Annotated in this window: 13 protein-coding genes; 4 read left to right on the top strand and 9 right to left on the bottom strand. The window is 70.6% G+C overall.

Features of this window, described 5'->3' with window-relative positions:
• Positions 1-146: 146 nt before the first annotated feature.
• The 8 genes from E4P42_RS12020 to E4P42_RS27680 all read right to left on the bottom strand — a co-directional run bounded on the left by E4P42_RS12020 (position 147) and on the right by E4P42_RS27680 (position 6,867).
• Complete coding sequence (locus tag E4P42_RS12020) at positions 147-926, bottom strand: ABC transporter ATP-binding protein (RefSeq protein ID WP_135126287.1); 780 nt, start codon at positions 924-926, stop codon at positions 147-149.
• Complete coding sequence (locus E4P42_RS12015) at positions 910-1,938, bottom strand: glycine betaine ABC transporter substrate-binding protein (RefSeq protein WP_135126286.1); 1,029 nt, start codon at positions 1,936-1,938, stop codon at positions 910-912. Before E4P42_RS12015 ends, E4P42_RS12020 begins: the two co-directional genes overlap by 17 nt.
• Positions 1,935-2,798 (bottom strand): ABC transporter permease, encoded by an 864-nt coding sequence (locus E4P42_RS12010; RefSeq protein WP_135126285.1) that lies wholly within the window; start codon positions 2,796-2,798, stop codon positions 1,935-1,937. The genes E4P42_RS12015 and E4P42_RS12010 overlap by 4 nt, the downstream gene beginning before the upstream one ends.
• 143 nt (positions 2,799-2,941) lie before the next feature.
• Positions 2,942-3,418, bottom strand: coding sequence for a sterol desaturase family protein (locus tag E4P42_RS12005; RefSeq protein WP_245233991.1), 477 nt, complete (start codon positions 3,416-3,418; stop codon positions 2,942-2,944).
• A gap of 120 nt (positions 3,419-3,538) precedes the next feature.
• Positions 3,539-4,243, bottom strand: coding sequence for a sirohydrochlorin chelatase (locus E4P42_RS12000; protein ID WP_167759461.1), 705 nt, complete (start codon positions 4,241-4,243; stop codon positions 3,539-3,541).
• A gap of 7 nt (positions 4,244-4,250) precedes the next feature.
• Positions 4,251-4,955, bottom strand: a complete 705-nt coding sequence (locus E4P42_RS11995) for a phosphoadenylyl-sulfate reductase (protein ID WP_209305760.1) — start codon at positions 4,953-4,955, stop codon at positions 4,251-4,253.
• 28 nt (positions 4,956-4,983) lie between these two features.
• Positions 4,984-6,675: a nitrite/sulfite reductase gene (locus E4P42_RS11990; protein WP_135126283.1), complete on the bottom strand. Its 1,692-nt coding sequence runs from the start codon at positions 6,673-6,675 to the stop codon at positions 4,984-4,986.
• Between the two features lie 126 nt (positions 6,676-6,801).
• Positions 6,802-6,867 carry an Ms4527A family Cys-rich leader peptide gene (locus tag E4P42_RS27680; protein ID WP_371287024.1) on the bottom strand — a complete coding sequence of 22 codons (66 nt, stop codon included), beginning with the start codon at positions 6,865-6,867 and terminating at the stop codon, positions 6,802-6,804.
• A gap of 168 nt (positions 6,868-7,035) precedes the next feature.
• Here E4P42_RS27680 and E4P42_RS11985 point away from each other — a divergent pair, with 168 nt between their 5' ends.
• The 4 genes from E4P42_RS11985 (at position 7,036) to E4P42_RS11970 (ending at position 11,420) form a co-directional block, all read left to right on the top strand.
• On the top strand, positions 7,036-7,302 hold the full coding sequence (locus E4P42_RS11985) for a YdeI/OmpD-associated family protein (protein ID WP_135126282.1): 267 nt from the start codon (positions 7,036-7,038) through the stop codon (positions 7,300-7,302).
• Between the two features lie 20 nt (positions 7,303-7,322).
• On the top strand, positions 7,323-8,501 hold the full coding sequence (gene hemW / locus E4P42_RS11980; protein ID WP_135126281.1) for a radical SAM family heme chaperone HemW: 1,179 nt from the start codon (positions 7,323-7,325) through the stop codon (positions 8,499-8,501).
• A gap of 171 nt (positions 8,502-8,672) precedes the next feature.
• Complete coding sequence (locus E4P42_RS11975; RefSeq protein WP_135126348.1) at positions 8,673-9,977, top strand: salicylate synthase; 1,305 nt, start codon at positions 8,673-8,675, stop codon at positions 9,975-9,977.
• A gap of 54 nt (positions 9,978-10,031) precedes the next feature.
• Positions 10,032-11,420 carry a cytochrome P450 gene (locus E4P42_RS11970; RefSeq protein ID WP_135126280.1) on the top strand — a complete coding sequence of 463 codons (1,389 nt, stop codon included), beginning with the start codon at positions 10,032-10,034 and terminating at the stop codon, positions 11,418-11,420.
• Here E4P42_RS11970 and E4P42_RS11965 read toward each other — a convergent pair.
• The gene (locus E4P42_RS11965) at positions 11,417-13,057 is read right to left on the bottom strand and encodes an AMP-binding protein (protein ID WP_245233994.1); all 1,641 of its coding nucleotides are present in this window, start codon (positions 13,055-13,057) and stop codon (positions 11,417-11,419) included. The genes E4P42_RS11970 and E4P42_RS11965 overlap by 4 nt on opposite strands.
• Positions 13,058-13,073: the final 16 nt, after the last annotated feature.

The following is a 13,073-nucleotide window of genomic DNA, read 5'->3' as shown; positions in this document are numbered from 1 at the left end:
TGGCCGGCGTCGGAGGCTGTGGTGAAGAATCTGGGACAGCGGTGATCTCGGACATGGTGCGCCAATCTCGAAGAGCAGACGTGGGGTCACTCGGACGCTAGGTCGGGCGGGGATCGCACACCAGAGCTGAAGTCAGCGTGAGTCTTTCACGCCGCGGCGGCTCGGACGGCGCGCCCGACCTCGGCCCTGAGCTCGGTGTACTCGGTCGATCGGCGGATGTCGTCGGCGTCCACGCCGGTGCGCGGGAGATCGACGGACAGGTCCATGGCGATCTGGCCCGGCCGCCGCGTCAGCACCACGATGCGCGACCCGAGAAAGGCGGCCTCGTCGGCGCTGTGGGTGACGAACACGGTGGTGCGACCGGATTCGGCGCTGACCCGACGAACGTCCTCCTGCAGGCGTTCCCGGGTCAGCGCGTCCAGTGCCGCGAACGGTTCGTCGAGCAGGAACAGTGGGGTCTCGGCCGCCAACGCCCGGGCGATCGCGACACGCTGCTGCTGGCCGCCGCTGATCTCCCAGACCTTGCGGCCGGCGGTGCCCTCCAGTCCCACGCGGCTGAGCAGTTCTTCGCGTCGCGCGGTGCGACGGTCACGGGGCACTTCGGCGTACTTCAGCGCGAGGTCGACGTTGCCGCCGACCGTGCGCCACGGGAACAGCCGCGGTTGCTGGAACACCACGCCCGCGGTGACGCCGGGCGCCGGGGGCGATCCGGACACGGCCACCGAGCCCTCGCTGGGCGACTCGAAGCCGGCGAGCAGCCGCAGCAGCGTGCTCTTACCGCATCCCGATGCGCCGACCAGCACGAGGAAGGTGCCGGGTTCGATGGTCAGGTCGAGCGGGCCCAGTGCCGTGACCTCGTTACGGCCGGTGCCGTAGCGGTGCGATACCGCGGTGATGCGGATCGCGGCGTCACTGGCCGAGGACATCGGGTAGCCCCTTGGTGTAGATCGCGTCCTGGAAGGTCTGCAGGGGTGAGGCCGCCGGGATCTGCTTCTGGTCGGCGAGGAACTGCGAGGCGCTGTGCAGGTTGACCGCGATGTTGCCCGGCTTGCCGTCAGTGCCCAGCCATTCGGCGGAGGCGACCTCACCGGGCGTCAGGAAGACGCCCTGGGCGATCTGGCCTTCCGTTTCGGCAGGGGACAGCCCGATCTCGGCGGCGACGGCCTTGGCGGCAGCAGCGGGATCGTCGCGGATCAGGGTGAGTGCCCGAGACTCCTGCTGACGCCAGATGTCGACGACCTCGGGGTGAGCGGCGGCGAACTCGTCGGAGACCACGCCCAGGTCCAGCGTCGGCTTGCCGCTCTCGGCGAGCTGTCGGCTGGTAACCAGGTCTTTGCCGCTCGTGCGCAGCTGGTCCAGCGTAGGCAGCCACGTGTAGGCGGCGTCGATGTCACCGCGCTCCCACGCCGCCAGGATCGCCTGCGGCTGCAGGTCGACCAGCGCGACGTCGGCGGGCGACAGTCCGTTCTGGGACAGCGCCGCCAGCAGGCTGTAGTGGGCCGTCGACGCGAACGGCGTGGCGACGCGCTTACCCCGCAGCCGGCCGATCGTGTCGATTCCGGTGCCGTCGCGCGCCACCAGCGCCTCGTTGTCCCCGGCCACGTCGAGCACGAAGGCGACCTGGTAGGGGATGTTGAGCGGCTCGGACAGTCCGCGGGCGACGGGGCTGGAACCCAGCGCGCCGAAGTCGAGTTCCTTGGCGATGAACGCCGTGTTGACATCGGCGCCGGAGTCGAACTTCGTCCACTTGATGTTGTACTCGGGCAACGCCTCTTCGAGCCAGCGGTTGTTCTTGACGATCAGGTCGCCACTCGGGAAGGTCTGGTAGCCCACGCGGATCGTGGGCTTGTCGGGCTGCTGACCCGACTGCTCGACTGCGCACCCGGTGAGCGTCGTCGTCGTGACGATCAGCGCCGCGAGCAGCGTTCTGGCATTCATATCTTTCCTCTCCACGGAACAGCGCGGCGCTCCACCGCGCGTAGAAGTCCGTCGATGATCAGGCCGGAGCCACCGATGGCGAAGATGCCGACGAGCACGACGGGAGTGTTGTTGTAATTGCTTGCGTCCTTGACCAATCCACCGATTCCGGGGATGCCGTTGAACAGTTCCGCGGCCACCACCGACGAGTAAGCCATGCCGACCGCGAGCCTGATGCCCGTGAAGGTCTCCGGCAGCGCCGACGGGACCACCACGTCGCGGATCACCTCGCGGCGGGAGGCGCCGAGGGCGCGGGCGGCCTCCTGCAGGCCGACCGGTGCGGCGACCACGGCCGCGGTGGTGGCGACCGCGGCCGGCGGCAGCGCCGCGAGCGCCAGCAGAGTGATCTTGGGCGCCTCGTCGATGCCCAGCCAGATCACCAGCAGGAAGAAGTAGGCCAGCGGCGGTAACGCGCGCAGGAACGTCAGCCAGGGTTCGAGGACGCTGCGAACCCAACCCACCGAACCCATCACCAGGCCGAGGGCCACCCCGAGGAGCACGCCGATGACGACGCCGGCCAGCACCCGCCGCAACGTCATGTAGAGGTGCTCCCACAGCAGGAAGCCCGCGTATCCGCGGACCCCGTCGTGCGTGCCGGAGATGTCGAGGAAGGCCTGCCACACGGTGCGCGGATACGGAACGAAGGTCTGGTTCCAGATGCCGCTGGCGGCGGCAAGCTGCCAGACGGCGAAGAACACGACGAGTGACAGCACCGGCAGGGCCGCTCGGGTCAACCGCCCGCGCCAGACTCCGCTCGGTGAGACGGGGACCGGTGTCCCCACCCTGGGCTCGTCATGGGTGAGGTCGAGATATACCGACACGGTGCGGACTCATTTCTGTGTGGCTGAACGCGGACTTGGAGAAGCGGTTCAGCGACAACAGAAGTCGACACGCGGTGCGGCGGGCATTCCGGTAGTAGTACCGGTTGTCGGAGGTTGCCGGGAGGGCTGGACTCAGCGCGAACTTAAGGCTTCCGGCTGATCGACGGGTGGTGCGACGTGTGGCGGTTCGCGCCACCGGGCGGGGCCAGCAGGTAGCCGAGCCGGCCGCGCCAGGTCTCGGCCCGCCAGACGTCGCGCACCATCGCTGCGAACTCGCGGTAGTTCACCTTGACCGGGTTGTAGGTGTCGATGTCGTGGGTGAGCCCGTAGCGCACGCGGTGGTGCGACGGCGCGTTGACCACGAACTCGATTGCGCGAGGCAAGGTTCCGATGCGTTCGGTGTGCGGCGGGAACTGGAGGAGCAGCACGACGGCCTGCCCGAGGAAGATCAGCCACACCGGGACGCCGAGCACCGCCATCGGCACGTAGACCACTGACGTCAGGAACTTGCCCGGGATCAGCCACGGCAGTCGCACCGCGGTCGACATGGTGAAGTGCCGGCTCGAACGGTGCATGCTGTGCGCCGCCCAGAACAACCGGGCGGCGGCGAGCACCACCACTATGCGTGCAGGCCGCGAGGCAGGCGTGCGCGGACGCGCAGTAACACGGGAGCGGTTGAGACGACAGCCGTCGGGCCCCGGGACGGCTCGGCGATTCCGGGTGCGGCCTACTTGAGCTGACTACGCGGCGGCCAGCGCGGCGGTCGCCGCGTCGAAGCGGTCGAGCACCGTGGCGGCCACCAGGTTGTGTGAGCCCAGCGGCTCGGCCAACCGGAAGCCCTGTGCCGCAGCGAATTCAGCGACCCTGTCGGTGATGCGGCCGTGGGCGAGGAACCACGGGGCGAGCACCACGCGGCGGGCGCCGCGGGCGCGGAGCCCTTCGGCGGCGCCGGCCAGGTTCGCGTACGGCCCGGTCGCGAAGCCGGTGTCGGCGCCCACCCAACGGGTGCCGGCCGACAGGGCCGACGCCACCGTCGCGGTGCGGGCGTTGGCCGCCGCCCGCGACGAGCCGACCGCCACCACGAGCACGCCGAGCTCCTCGTCGTCGGGGGAGACCCCGGCCTCGGCGAGCCGGTGCCGGGCGACCGCCAGCAGCGCCGGGTCCTCACCCAGCACACCGGCCTGCCGGACGGGGCGGTTCGACGCCTCGATCACCGCGGGGATGTCGCTGCGGGCGTGATAGGCGTCGGCCAGCAGGAACGGCACCACCACCGGGTCGTCGGAGGTGCGGGCCAGCACGTCGGCCAGGCTCGGAGCGGTCTTCTCGAGGAATGCGGCCTCGACGTGCAGCCACGGGCGCAACCGCCGAATCCGGCCGGCCACAGCCCGGGTCACCGCGGCCGACCGCGGATCGACGCTGCCGTGGGCGGTCAGGATCAGGGTCACGGTCGCCTCAGGATGCGTGCAGGCCGCATTCGGTCTTGGCCAGACCCTGCCAGCGCCCACTGCGCGGGTCGGCGCCCAGGACCGGCTTGGCCGTGCACGGCGCGCACCCGATCGACGGGTAGCCCTCATCGACCAGCGGGTTGACCAGGATGCCGTTGGCGTCGATGTAGGCCTGCATCTCCTCATCGGACCACGCCGCGATCGGGTTGATCTTCACCAGCCCGAATGCCTTGTCCCAGCTGATCAGCGGCGCGTTGGCGCGGGTCGGCGCCTCCACGCGGCGGATGCCGGTCACCCAGGCCGAGTAGCCGCGCAGCGCCTTGCTCAGCGGTTCCACCTTGCGCATCCGGCAGCACTCATTGGGTTCGCGGGCGAACAGGTCCTTGCCGAACAGCACATCCTGTTCGGCGACCGTCTTCTCCGGGGTGACGTTGACGACGGTGATGTCGTAGACCGATTCGACGGCGTCGCGGGTGCCGATGGTCTCGGCGAAGTGGTAGCCGGTGTCGAGGAACAGCACGTCCACACCGGGACGCACCTTGGCGGCCAGGTCGACCAGCACCGCGTCCTGCATGTTCGACGCGACGACGTAATCACCGCCGAAATGCTCGTCGGTCCAGCGCAGCAGATCCTCGGCCGAGGCGTCGGGGCCCAGTTCGGCCGCGCCACGCTCCGCCAACTGCTGCAGGTCGATATCCGTCATCACACTCATCGCTGTACTCCGCTCTTCGCGCAAGCGCTCATCGCAAATCCGCCTCGTCCGCTCGTAGGGCCCACGTAGCGAAACGCTCACCCTGCTCGCGTTGTTTCACGAAGTTGCGAACCACCCGGTCGATGTAGTCGCCGAGTTCGGTGGAGAGCACCTTGTGCTGACGCAGTTTGCGGCCGAATCCGCTGTCCAGGCCCAGGCTGCCGCCAAGGTGCACCTGGAAGCCCTCGACCGGACCGTCGCCGTCGTCGACCATCTGGCCCTTGAACCCGATGTCGGCGACCTGGATACGGGCGCAGGAGTTCGGGCAGCCGTTGATGTTGATGGTGATCGGCACATCGAGCTGGGCGTTGATGTCGTCGAGCCGCTTCTCCAGCTCGGGTACCAGCACCTGCGAACGCTTGCGGGTCTCGGCGAACGACAGCTTGCAGTACTCGATGCCCGTGCACGCCATCAGGTTCTTGCGCCAGTGCGACGGCCGCGACGGCAGCCCCAGCGCGTCGAGGCCGGCGACCAGCGCGTCGAGCTTGTCGTCGGGCACGTCGAGGATCACGAGCTTCTGATACGGGGTGAACCGCACCCGGTCCGATCCGGCCGCCTCGGCCAGATCGGCCACCTGCGACAGGATGGTGCCCGACACGCGACCGGCGATCGGGGCGACGCCGACGGCGTTGTGCCCGTTCTTGAGCCGCTGGATGCCGACGTGGTCGATCGGATGCTTGACCGGCTCGGGTGCCGGTCCGTCGATCAGCGGCCGCTTGAGGTACTCGGTCTCGAGGACTTCGCGGAACTTCTCGACGCCCCAGTCCTTGATCAGGAACTTCAGCCGCGCCTTGGACCGCAGCCGGCGGTAGCCGTAGTCGCGGAAGATCGAGGTGACGGCCTCCCAGACGTCGGGGACCTCCTCGAGCGGCACCCACACCCCGACCCGCTGGGCCAGCATGGGGTTGGTCGACAGTCCGCCGCCGACCCACAGGTCCAGCCCGGGCCCGTGCTCGGGATGCACGACACCGATGAACGCGACGTCGTTGACCTCGTGGGCCACGTCCTGCAGACCGGAGATCGCGGTCTTGAATTTGCGCGGCAGGTTCGACAGCTCCGGGTTGCCGATGTAGCGGCGCACGATCTCGTCGACCGCCCACGTCGGGTCGAGCACCTCATCGAGGGACTCACCGGCCAGCGGGGAGCCGAGGACCACGCGGGGGCAGTCGCCGCAGGCCTCGGTGGTCTGCAGGCCGACGGCGGCCAGCTTGTCCCAGATCGCCGGGACGTCCTCGATGCGGATCCAGTGGTACTGGACGTTCTCGCGGTCGGAGATGTCGGCGGTGTCGCGGGCGTACTCGGTGGAGATCTCGCCGAGGGTGCGCAGCGCGGCGGTGCTCAGGGCGCCGCCGTCACAGCGGACCCGCATCATGAAGTACGAGTCCTCGAGCATGTCGGTGTTCTCGTCGCCGGTCCACGTGCCGTCGTAGCCCTGCTTGCGCTGGGTGTAGAGACCCATCCAGCGCATGCGGCCGCGCAGGTCCTGCTTGTCGATGCTGGCGAAGCCCTGTTTGGAGTAGATGTCGAGGATCCGCGAGCGCACGTTGAGCGCGTCGTCGTCCTTCTTGAACTGCTCGTTGGCGTTGAGGGGTTCGCGGTAGCCCAGCGCCCACTGTCCCTCGCCGCGGGGGCGCTTCACAGGCTTGGCGGGGCGGGACTTCGCCGTGGTCGTCTCGGTCATGGTGGTGTCTGGCTCCTCTGGGAGCCGGCGTTGGGAACGCGCTGAATCACCGGAGGGCTGTCCGGCGGCGCAGATCCGGCGGCCAGCTGAAGGTCTTTCGGTGGGCTGGGTCCTAGATCGCACGCATCAAGGGAGACAACAGCAGCTACACACGCGCTTGAAGTCGACGTGCCGCCGAGCCACCAGTCGCACGCGGGTGCGCAGGATGAGGGCAGCGGTCACGGCCTCAATTGTGCCATGGTCGGGCCCGCACGCCCTAATGGGGCGATAGTTGCGCTCATCGTGCGCGGAACTCGGCGGGTCCGGCGCGGGAGTCAGTACGGCACCGGCCGCGCCGATGCGCCATCTAAGCTCGCTCCCATGGCTGTGAAGGCGGTGCCGGGTGGGGTCGTGCACGAGCTGCCGGACGATCTGCGCGCCGCGCTGATCGGCAACCCCGAGGTGCTGGCCAAGTGGGAGGACATCACGCCGCTGGCCCGCAACGAGTTCATCTGCTGGGTCGAGGACGCCAAACAGCAGAAGACCCGGGAGCGCCGCATCCGCCGCACCCAGGAGGAGCTCGAGGAGGGAAAGCGCCGGCCGTGCTGCTGGCCGGGGTGTAAGCACCGCGAGCGCACCGGGCGGTAGAACCTGGGACCATGGACGGGGTGACCGTCCGAACCGCGCCCGTGCGCGCACCCGCCCTCGCCGCGACACCCGGCGGGCCGTTCGGCATCTATGTTCACGTGCCGTTCTGTGCGACGCGGTGCGGCTACTGCGACTTCAACACCTACACCCCGGCCGAACTCGGCGGCGCGAACCCCGACAGCTGGCTCACCGCGCTGCGAGCGGAGCTGGTGCTGGCCGCGCACGCCCTCGGGACGCCGCCGCCCGTGGACACGGTGTTCGTCGGCGGCGGCACACCGTCGCTGCTGGGCGGCGCCCGGCTGGCCGCGGTGCTGGACGCGGTGCGGGAGCACTTCACGCTGGCGCCCGGCGCGGAGGTGACCACCGAGGCCAACCCGGAGTCCTCGGGCCCGGAACTGTTCGACGCGCTGCTGGCGGCCGGATACACCCGGGTGTCGCTGGGCATGCAGTCGATCGCCCGCCATGTGCTGGCCGTACTGGACCGGGTTCATTCGCCCGGCCGGGCGCTCGCGGCGGCGGGGGAGGCCCGCGCGGCCGGGTTCGGTCACGTCAACCTCGACCTGATCTACGGCACGCCCGGGGAGACCGACGACGATCTGCGGCGCTCGGTCGAGGCGGTGATCGAGGCGGGGGTGGACCACGTGTCGGCGTATGCGCTGGTGGTGGAGGACGGCACCGCGCTGGCCCGGCGGGTGCGGCGTGGTCAGATCGCGGCGCCTGACGACGACGTGCTGGCCGCCCGGTACGAACTGCTCGACGGGCACCTCGCGCAGGCGGGGTTCGACTGGTACGAGGTGTCGAACTGGGCGCGCCCCGGCGGCGAGTGCCGGCACAACCTCGGCTACTGGGACGGCGGACAGTGGTGGGGCGCCGGCCCGGGCTCCCACGGCTTCCTCGGCGACACCCGATGGTGGAATGTCAAGCATCCCAACGCGTATGCCGAAACTCTGGCCTCGGGGGCGCTGCCGGTCGCGGATTTCGAGGTGCTCGATGACGCCGCCAGGCACCTCGAGGACGTGATGCTGCGGCTACGGCTGCGCTCCGGTCTGCCGTTGGCCGTGCTCACCGCTCCCGAACGGGTGCGGGTCGACGCCGTGGTGGCCGAGGGGCTCGCGCGCGTCGAGGGTGAGCGACTCGTCCTGACCGACCGCGGCAGGCTGCTCGCCGACGGTGTGGTGCGCACGCTGCTCGACGACTGAGCGTCGTCGCCGACTGCACGGTTGTCGACGCCCTTACTCGTTTGCGTACCACAACCGTGCGCTCGCTGCCGGTGGCCCTGGCAAAGTGCGTGGGCTGCCGTTGCGGGAAAGGTTAGGCTACATTTACTTCCCGTGTCAGTCGAGACGAGCAGCCACAACACCGAGTCGCTCATGTTCTCCTTGCCGCGCGGCATGGCGCCGGTCGACGTCGTCGCCGAACTCGCCCGGGCCATCCCTGAGCACGACGGCGAGGACTACGTCGTTTACGAACGCGACGGCGAGTGGATGCTGGCCTGCGGCCCGCGCGCGGTCGTGGAACTCGACTCCGACGAACTGCGCGTCGTAGCGGATTCGGTGGTCCAGCGGCAGCCCTGGTCCGGCCGGCCGGGTGCGGTGCTCGGCGAGGTGATCGACCGGCTGCTGCTGGAGACCGATCGGCTCTTCGGCTGGGTGGCCTTCGAATTCGGGACCTACCGTTTCGGCCTCGCCGAACGGTTGCGGCCGGGGACGCCGCTGGCGCGGTTGATGTGGGCGCGTACGCAATTCATCGTCAACGACTCCGGCATCTGCCTGATCGGCGCCGAGGACCGCCATCTCGCGACGGTGCAGCGAGTGCTGCGCACGGGTATCGGCGCCCTGCCGACACCCAGCCCGGTCGACGTGCGGGAGGACCTCCACGACTACCGCAACCGGGTGGCTGCCGCGATCGGCGAGATCAGCGACGGCCGCTACCAGAAGGTCATCCTCTCGCGCCGCTTCGACGTGCCGTTCACCGTCGACTTCCCGGCCACCTACCGCCTCGGCCGCCACCACAACACGCCGGCGCGGTCGTTCCTGTTGCATCTGGGCGGGGTGCGGGCACTCGGCTACAGCCCCGAACTCGTGGCGGCGGTGCGTCACGACGGCACCGTGGTGACCGAGCCGCTGGCCGGGACGCGGGCCCTGGGGCGGGGCGCCGACCTCGACCGAGCCGCCCGGGCCGACCTCGAATCCAACCCCAAAGAGATTGTCGAACATGCGATCTCGGTTCGCCTGTCGCTCGAGGAGATCGGTGAGGTGGCCGAACCCGGCAGCGCGATGGTGTCGGACTTCATGACGATCCGTGAACGCGGCAGCGTGCAGCACCTGGGGTCCACCGTGACGGGTCGACTGCAGGCGGCCAAGGACCGGATGGACGCGCTGGAGGCGCTGTTTCCCGCCGTCACCGCCTCGGGCATCCCGAAGGCGGAGAGCGTCGAGGCGATCCTGCGGCTCGACGACGCCGGCCGGGGGCTGTATTCCGGTGCAGTCGTGATGTTCTCGGCCGACGGGGCGATGGACGCCGCACTCACGCTGCGCGCGGCCTACGAGGCCGACGGCCGGACGTGGTTGCGCGCCGGCGCCGGCATCATCGCGGCGTCCACACCGGAGCGGGAGTTCGAGGAGACCTGCGAGAAGCTCACCACCCTGGCGCCGCACCTGGTGCCGCAGCGGTAGATCTCATTCGTTCGGGTGAGGCCCGCCCGACGTCCGTCGTGGTGATCTTGACCCATGACGCACGCCGCCGAGGTCTCCGCCGCCGGGACCGCCCGGTCGCTCGACGAGCTTCCGCCCGTGCCGGTCAATCCGCTGCCGTTTCGGCGACAGCTTCAGGCGATCCGGGCCTTCCACACCGGCGTCGAGCAGTTGCGCGATGCGGGCGGCCCGGTCACCCGGCTGAAGGTGGGCCCGCGGTGGCTCACTCCGCCGGTCGTCGTGGTGACCTCCCCGCAGGGCGCTCATGACGTGCTGACGGCCGACCGGTCGGCCACCGACCGCATGCGGGTGCACCAGGAGGTGCGCGGCGTGCTGGGGGCGAACCTGTTCGTACTGCCCAACGAACCGTGGGCGCCGCGGCGGCGGCTGTTGCAGCCGCTGTTCACCAAGAAGGCGGTGCGGGTGTTCGGCGGGCACATGGCCCAGGCCGCGGAGATGGTCGGCGGCCGCTGGGGCGACGCCGCGCTGGTCGACCTCGACCACGAGTCGCGGCTGCTCACCCTGCGCGCGCTCGGACGGTCCGTGCTGGGTGAGGACCTCGACGCGCACGCGGACGAGGTGGGGGAGGCGCTGCGCACCGCGCTGACCTACGCCGCCGACCGTGGCGCGCGGCCGGTCCGGGCGCCGCGCTGGCTGCCCACCCCGGCCCGGCGCCGGGCCCGGGCCGCGAGCCGGACCCTGCACGCGATGGCCGCGGGTCCGCTGCGGGCCTGCCGCGCCGACGACACCAGGGACGCTCCGCTGGTCCGCGCGCTGCTCGACGCCACCGACCCGCAGACCGGACGCGCGCTCACCGACGACGAGATCGCCGACGAACTGCTGGTGTTCATGCTCGCCGGCCACGACACCACCGCGACGACGCTGGCCTACGCGCTGTGGGCGATGGGCCGCCACCGCGACATGGCCGATCGGGTGCGGGCCGAGGCCGCCGCCGTCGGTGACCGGGAACTGACTCCGGACGACGTGCCGCATCTGCCCTACACCGTCCAGGTGCTGCACGAGTCGCTGCGGCTGTGCCCGCCGGCGTCGACCACCGGCCGCATGGTGGTGCGCGACATCGAGGTCGACGGCCACCGGGTCGAAGCGGGTTCGATCATCGTCGTGGGAATATATGCCCTGCATCGGGATCCGGCACTGTGGGACAACCCGGCGGAGTTCGACCCCGACCGCTTCGCGCCGGACCGCTCGGCCGGCCGGAGCCGCTGGCAGTACCTGCCGTTCGGCGCGGGAGCGCGCAGCTGCATCGGCGATCACTTCGCCATGCTCGAGGCGACACTTGCCCTGGCCACCCTGCTCCGCCGCTACGACATCGAATCGCTCGGCGAGGAGTTCCCGATGGCGGTGCCGTTCACGACCGTGGCCGCCGAGCCGGTGCTGGGCCGCGTCCGGCTGCGCAGCACCTAAGCGAGCTGCGCGACGATCGCCTTCTTGTCGATCTTGCCGACCGCGGTGGTCGGCAGCGACGGCATCGGCACCAGCACGTCGGGACGCGCGTGCGCGGACACCCCGCGCCCGTCGAGAAAGGCGTGCAGCTCGGCGAGCGTGATCGACGGGCCCGCGAACACCACGGCGGCGCAGATCTTCTCGCCGAGATACTCGTCGGGCAGCGCGACCGCGGCGGCCGACCAGATCGACGGGTGGGTGAGCAGGTGCTCCTCGAGGTCGAGCGCGGAGACCGTCTCGCCGCCGCGGTGGATCACGTCCTTCACCCGGCCGGTCACCTCGAGGTATCCGGCGCGCGCACCGTCGGCGTACCGCCGCACCCGGTCACCGGTGCGGTAGAACCCGTCGGGGGAGAAGGACCGCTCGTTGACCTCGGGCGCGTTGAAGTAGCCGTTGAGCGTGTAGGGCCCGCGGACCAGCAGCTCACCCTCCTCGCCGTCCGGCACGTCGCGGCCGGCCTCGTCGACCACCCGCAGTTCGTCGTCGTCCGACAGCGGCCTGCCCTGGGTGGTGTCGACCACCTCGTCGGGATCACCGATGCGGGTGTAGTTCAGCAGCCCCTCGGCCATGCCGAAGACCTGCTGCACCCCGGCGGTCAGCGCGCCGCGGACCAGGCGGGCGTCCTCTGCGCCGAGTTTCGCGCCGCCGACCTGCAGCAGCCGCAGCGAGGTCGGCCGCAGCGGCTCCCATTCACAGGCCTGCGCCCACAGTTTGGCCAGGGCGGGCACCAGCGCGACCACCGTGACCCGGTGCCGGTCGATCGCGGCGAACGCGGCTTCCGGGCTCGGATCTGCGGTGAACACCACGGTCGCGCCCACCGACAGCGCGCCGAGGATGCCGGGGCAGGCCAGCGGAAAGTTGTGCGCGGCGGGCAGCGCCACCAGGTAGACGTCGTCACCGGTCAGCGCGCACAGCTCGGCGCTGGCGGTGGCGTTGTAGACGTAGTCGTCGTGGGTCCGCGGGATCAGCTTCGGGAAGCCGGTGGTGCCGCCGGACACCAGCAGCACCGCGGGGGTGCCCGGATCGGCCTGCAGCGCCGGCGCCGGACCGGATGCGGCACAGACGTCGGCCAGTGAGACGAACTCCCCGGGGTCGCCGTCGACCACCACGTGCCGCACCGCGGGATGGTCGCGCACCAGGTCGGCGGCCATGGCCCGGTAGTCGAACCCGCCCGCTGAATCGGCGATCACCAGGCCCACCGCATCGCCGACCCGGGCGAAGTGGCTCATCTCGGCCAGCCGGTGACCAGGCAGGCACATGACCGGGACGACCCCGGCGCGCAGCAGCCCGAACAGTGCGACGGCGAAGGCGCGGCCGTTGGGCATCTGCAGCAGCACCCGCTGGCCCGGCGCCATCCCCAGGGCGGCGAAGCCGGCGGCGGCGCGGTCGGCGGACCGGTCGAGCTCGTGATAGGTGGCGCTGCCGGTGGCGTCGACGACGGCGGTGCGCGCGGGCCAGCGCTGCGCGGCGTCGCGCAGCACGGAATCGAGGCGTCGGCCGGCCCAGTACCCGGCAGCGCGGTACGCCTGCGCGCGGTCGGTGGGGAACGGGACGAAACCCGGCAGCGATGCGGATTGAGCTGCGGATTCAGTGTGCAGCGGTGTGGTCGGAGTC

The sequence above is a fragment of the Mycobacterium sp. PS03-16 genome (genome assembly GCF_004570325.1).
GTDB lineage: Bacteria > Actinomycetota > Actinomycetes > Mycobacteriales > Mycobacteriaceae > Mycobacterium.
Note: the sequence above shows the minus strand (reverse complement) of the source record. Positions and strands in the feature narration are given on the sequence as shown.

Excerpts from the sequence above, each read along its gene's own strand:
- E4P42_RS12020 (WP_135126287.1), bottom strand. The coding sequence starts at position 926 with ATGTCCTCGGCCAGTGACGCCGCGATCCGCATCACCGCGGTATCGCAC.
- E4P42_RS12015 (WP_135126286.1), bottom strand. The coding sequence starts at position 1,938 with ATGAATGCCAGAACGCTGCTCGCGGCGCTGATCGTCACGACGACGACG.
- E4P42_RS11995 (WP_209305760.1), bottom strand. The coding sequence starts at position 4,955 with ATGAGTGTGATGACGGATATCGACCTGCAGCAGTTGGCGGAGCGTGGC.
- E4P42_RS11990 (WP_135126283.1), bottom strand. The coding sequence starts at position 6,675 with ATGACCGAGACGACCACGGCGAAGTCCCGCCCCGCCAAGCCTGTGAAG.
- E4P42_RS11985 (WP_135126282.1), top strand. The coding sequence starts at position 7,036 with ATGGCTGTGAAGGCGGTGCCGGGTGGGGTCGTGCACGAGCTGCCGGAC.
- E4P42_RS11975 (WP_135126348.1), top strand. The coding sequence starts at position 8,673 with ATGTTCTCCTTGCCGCGCGGCATGGCGCCGGTCGACGTCGTCGCCGAA.
- E4P42_RS11970 (WP_135126280.1), top strand. The coding sequence starts at position 10,032 with ATGACGCACGCCGCCGAGGTCTCCGCCGCCGGGACCGCCCGGTCGCTC.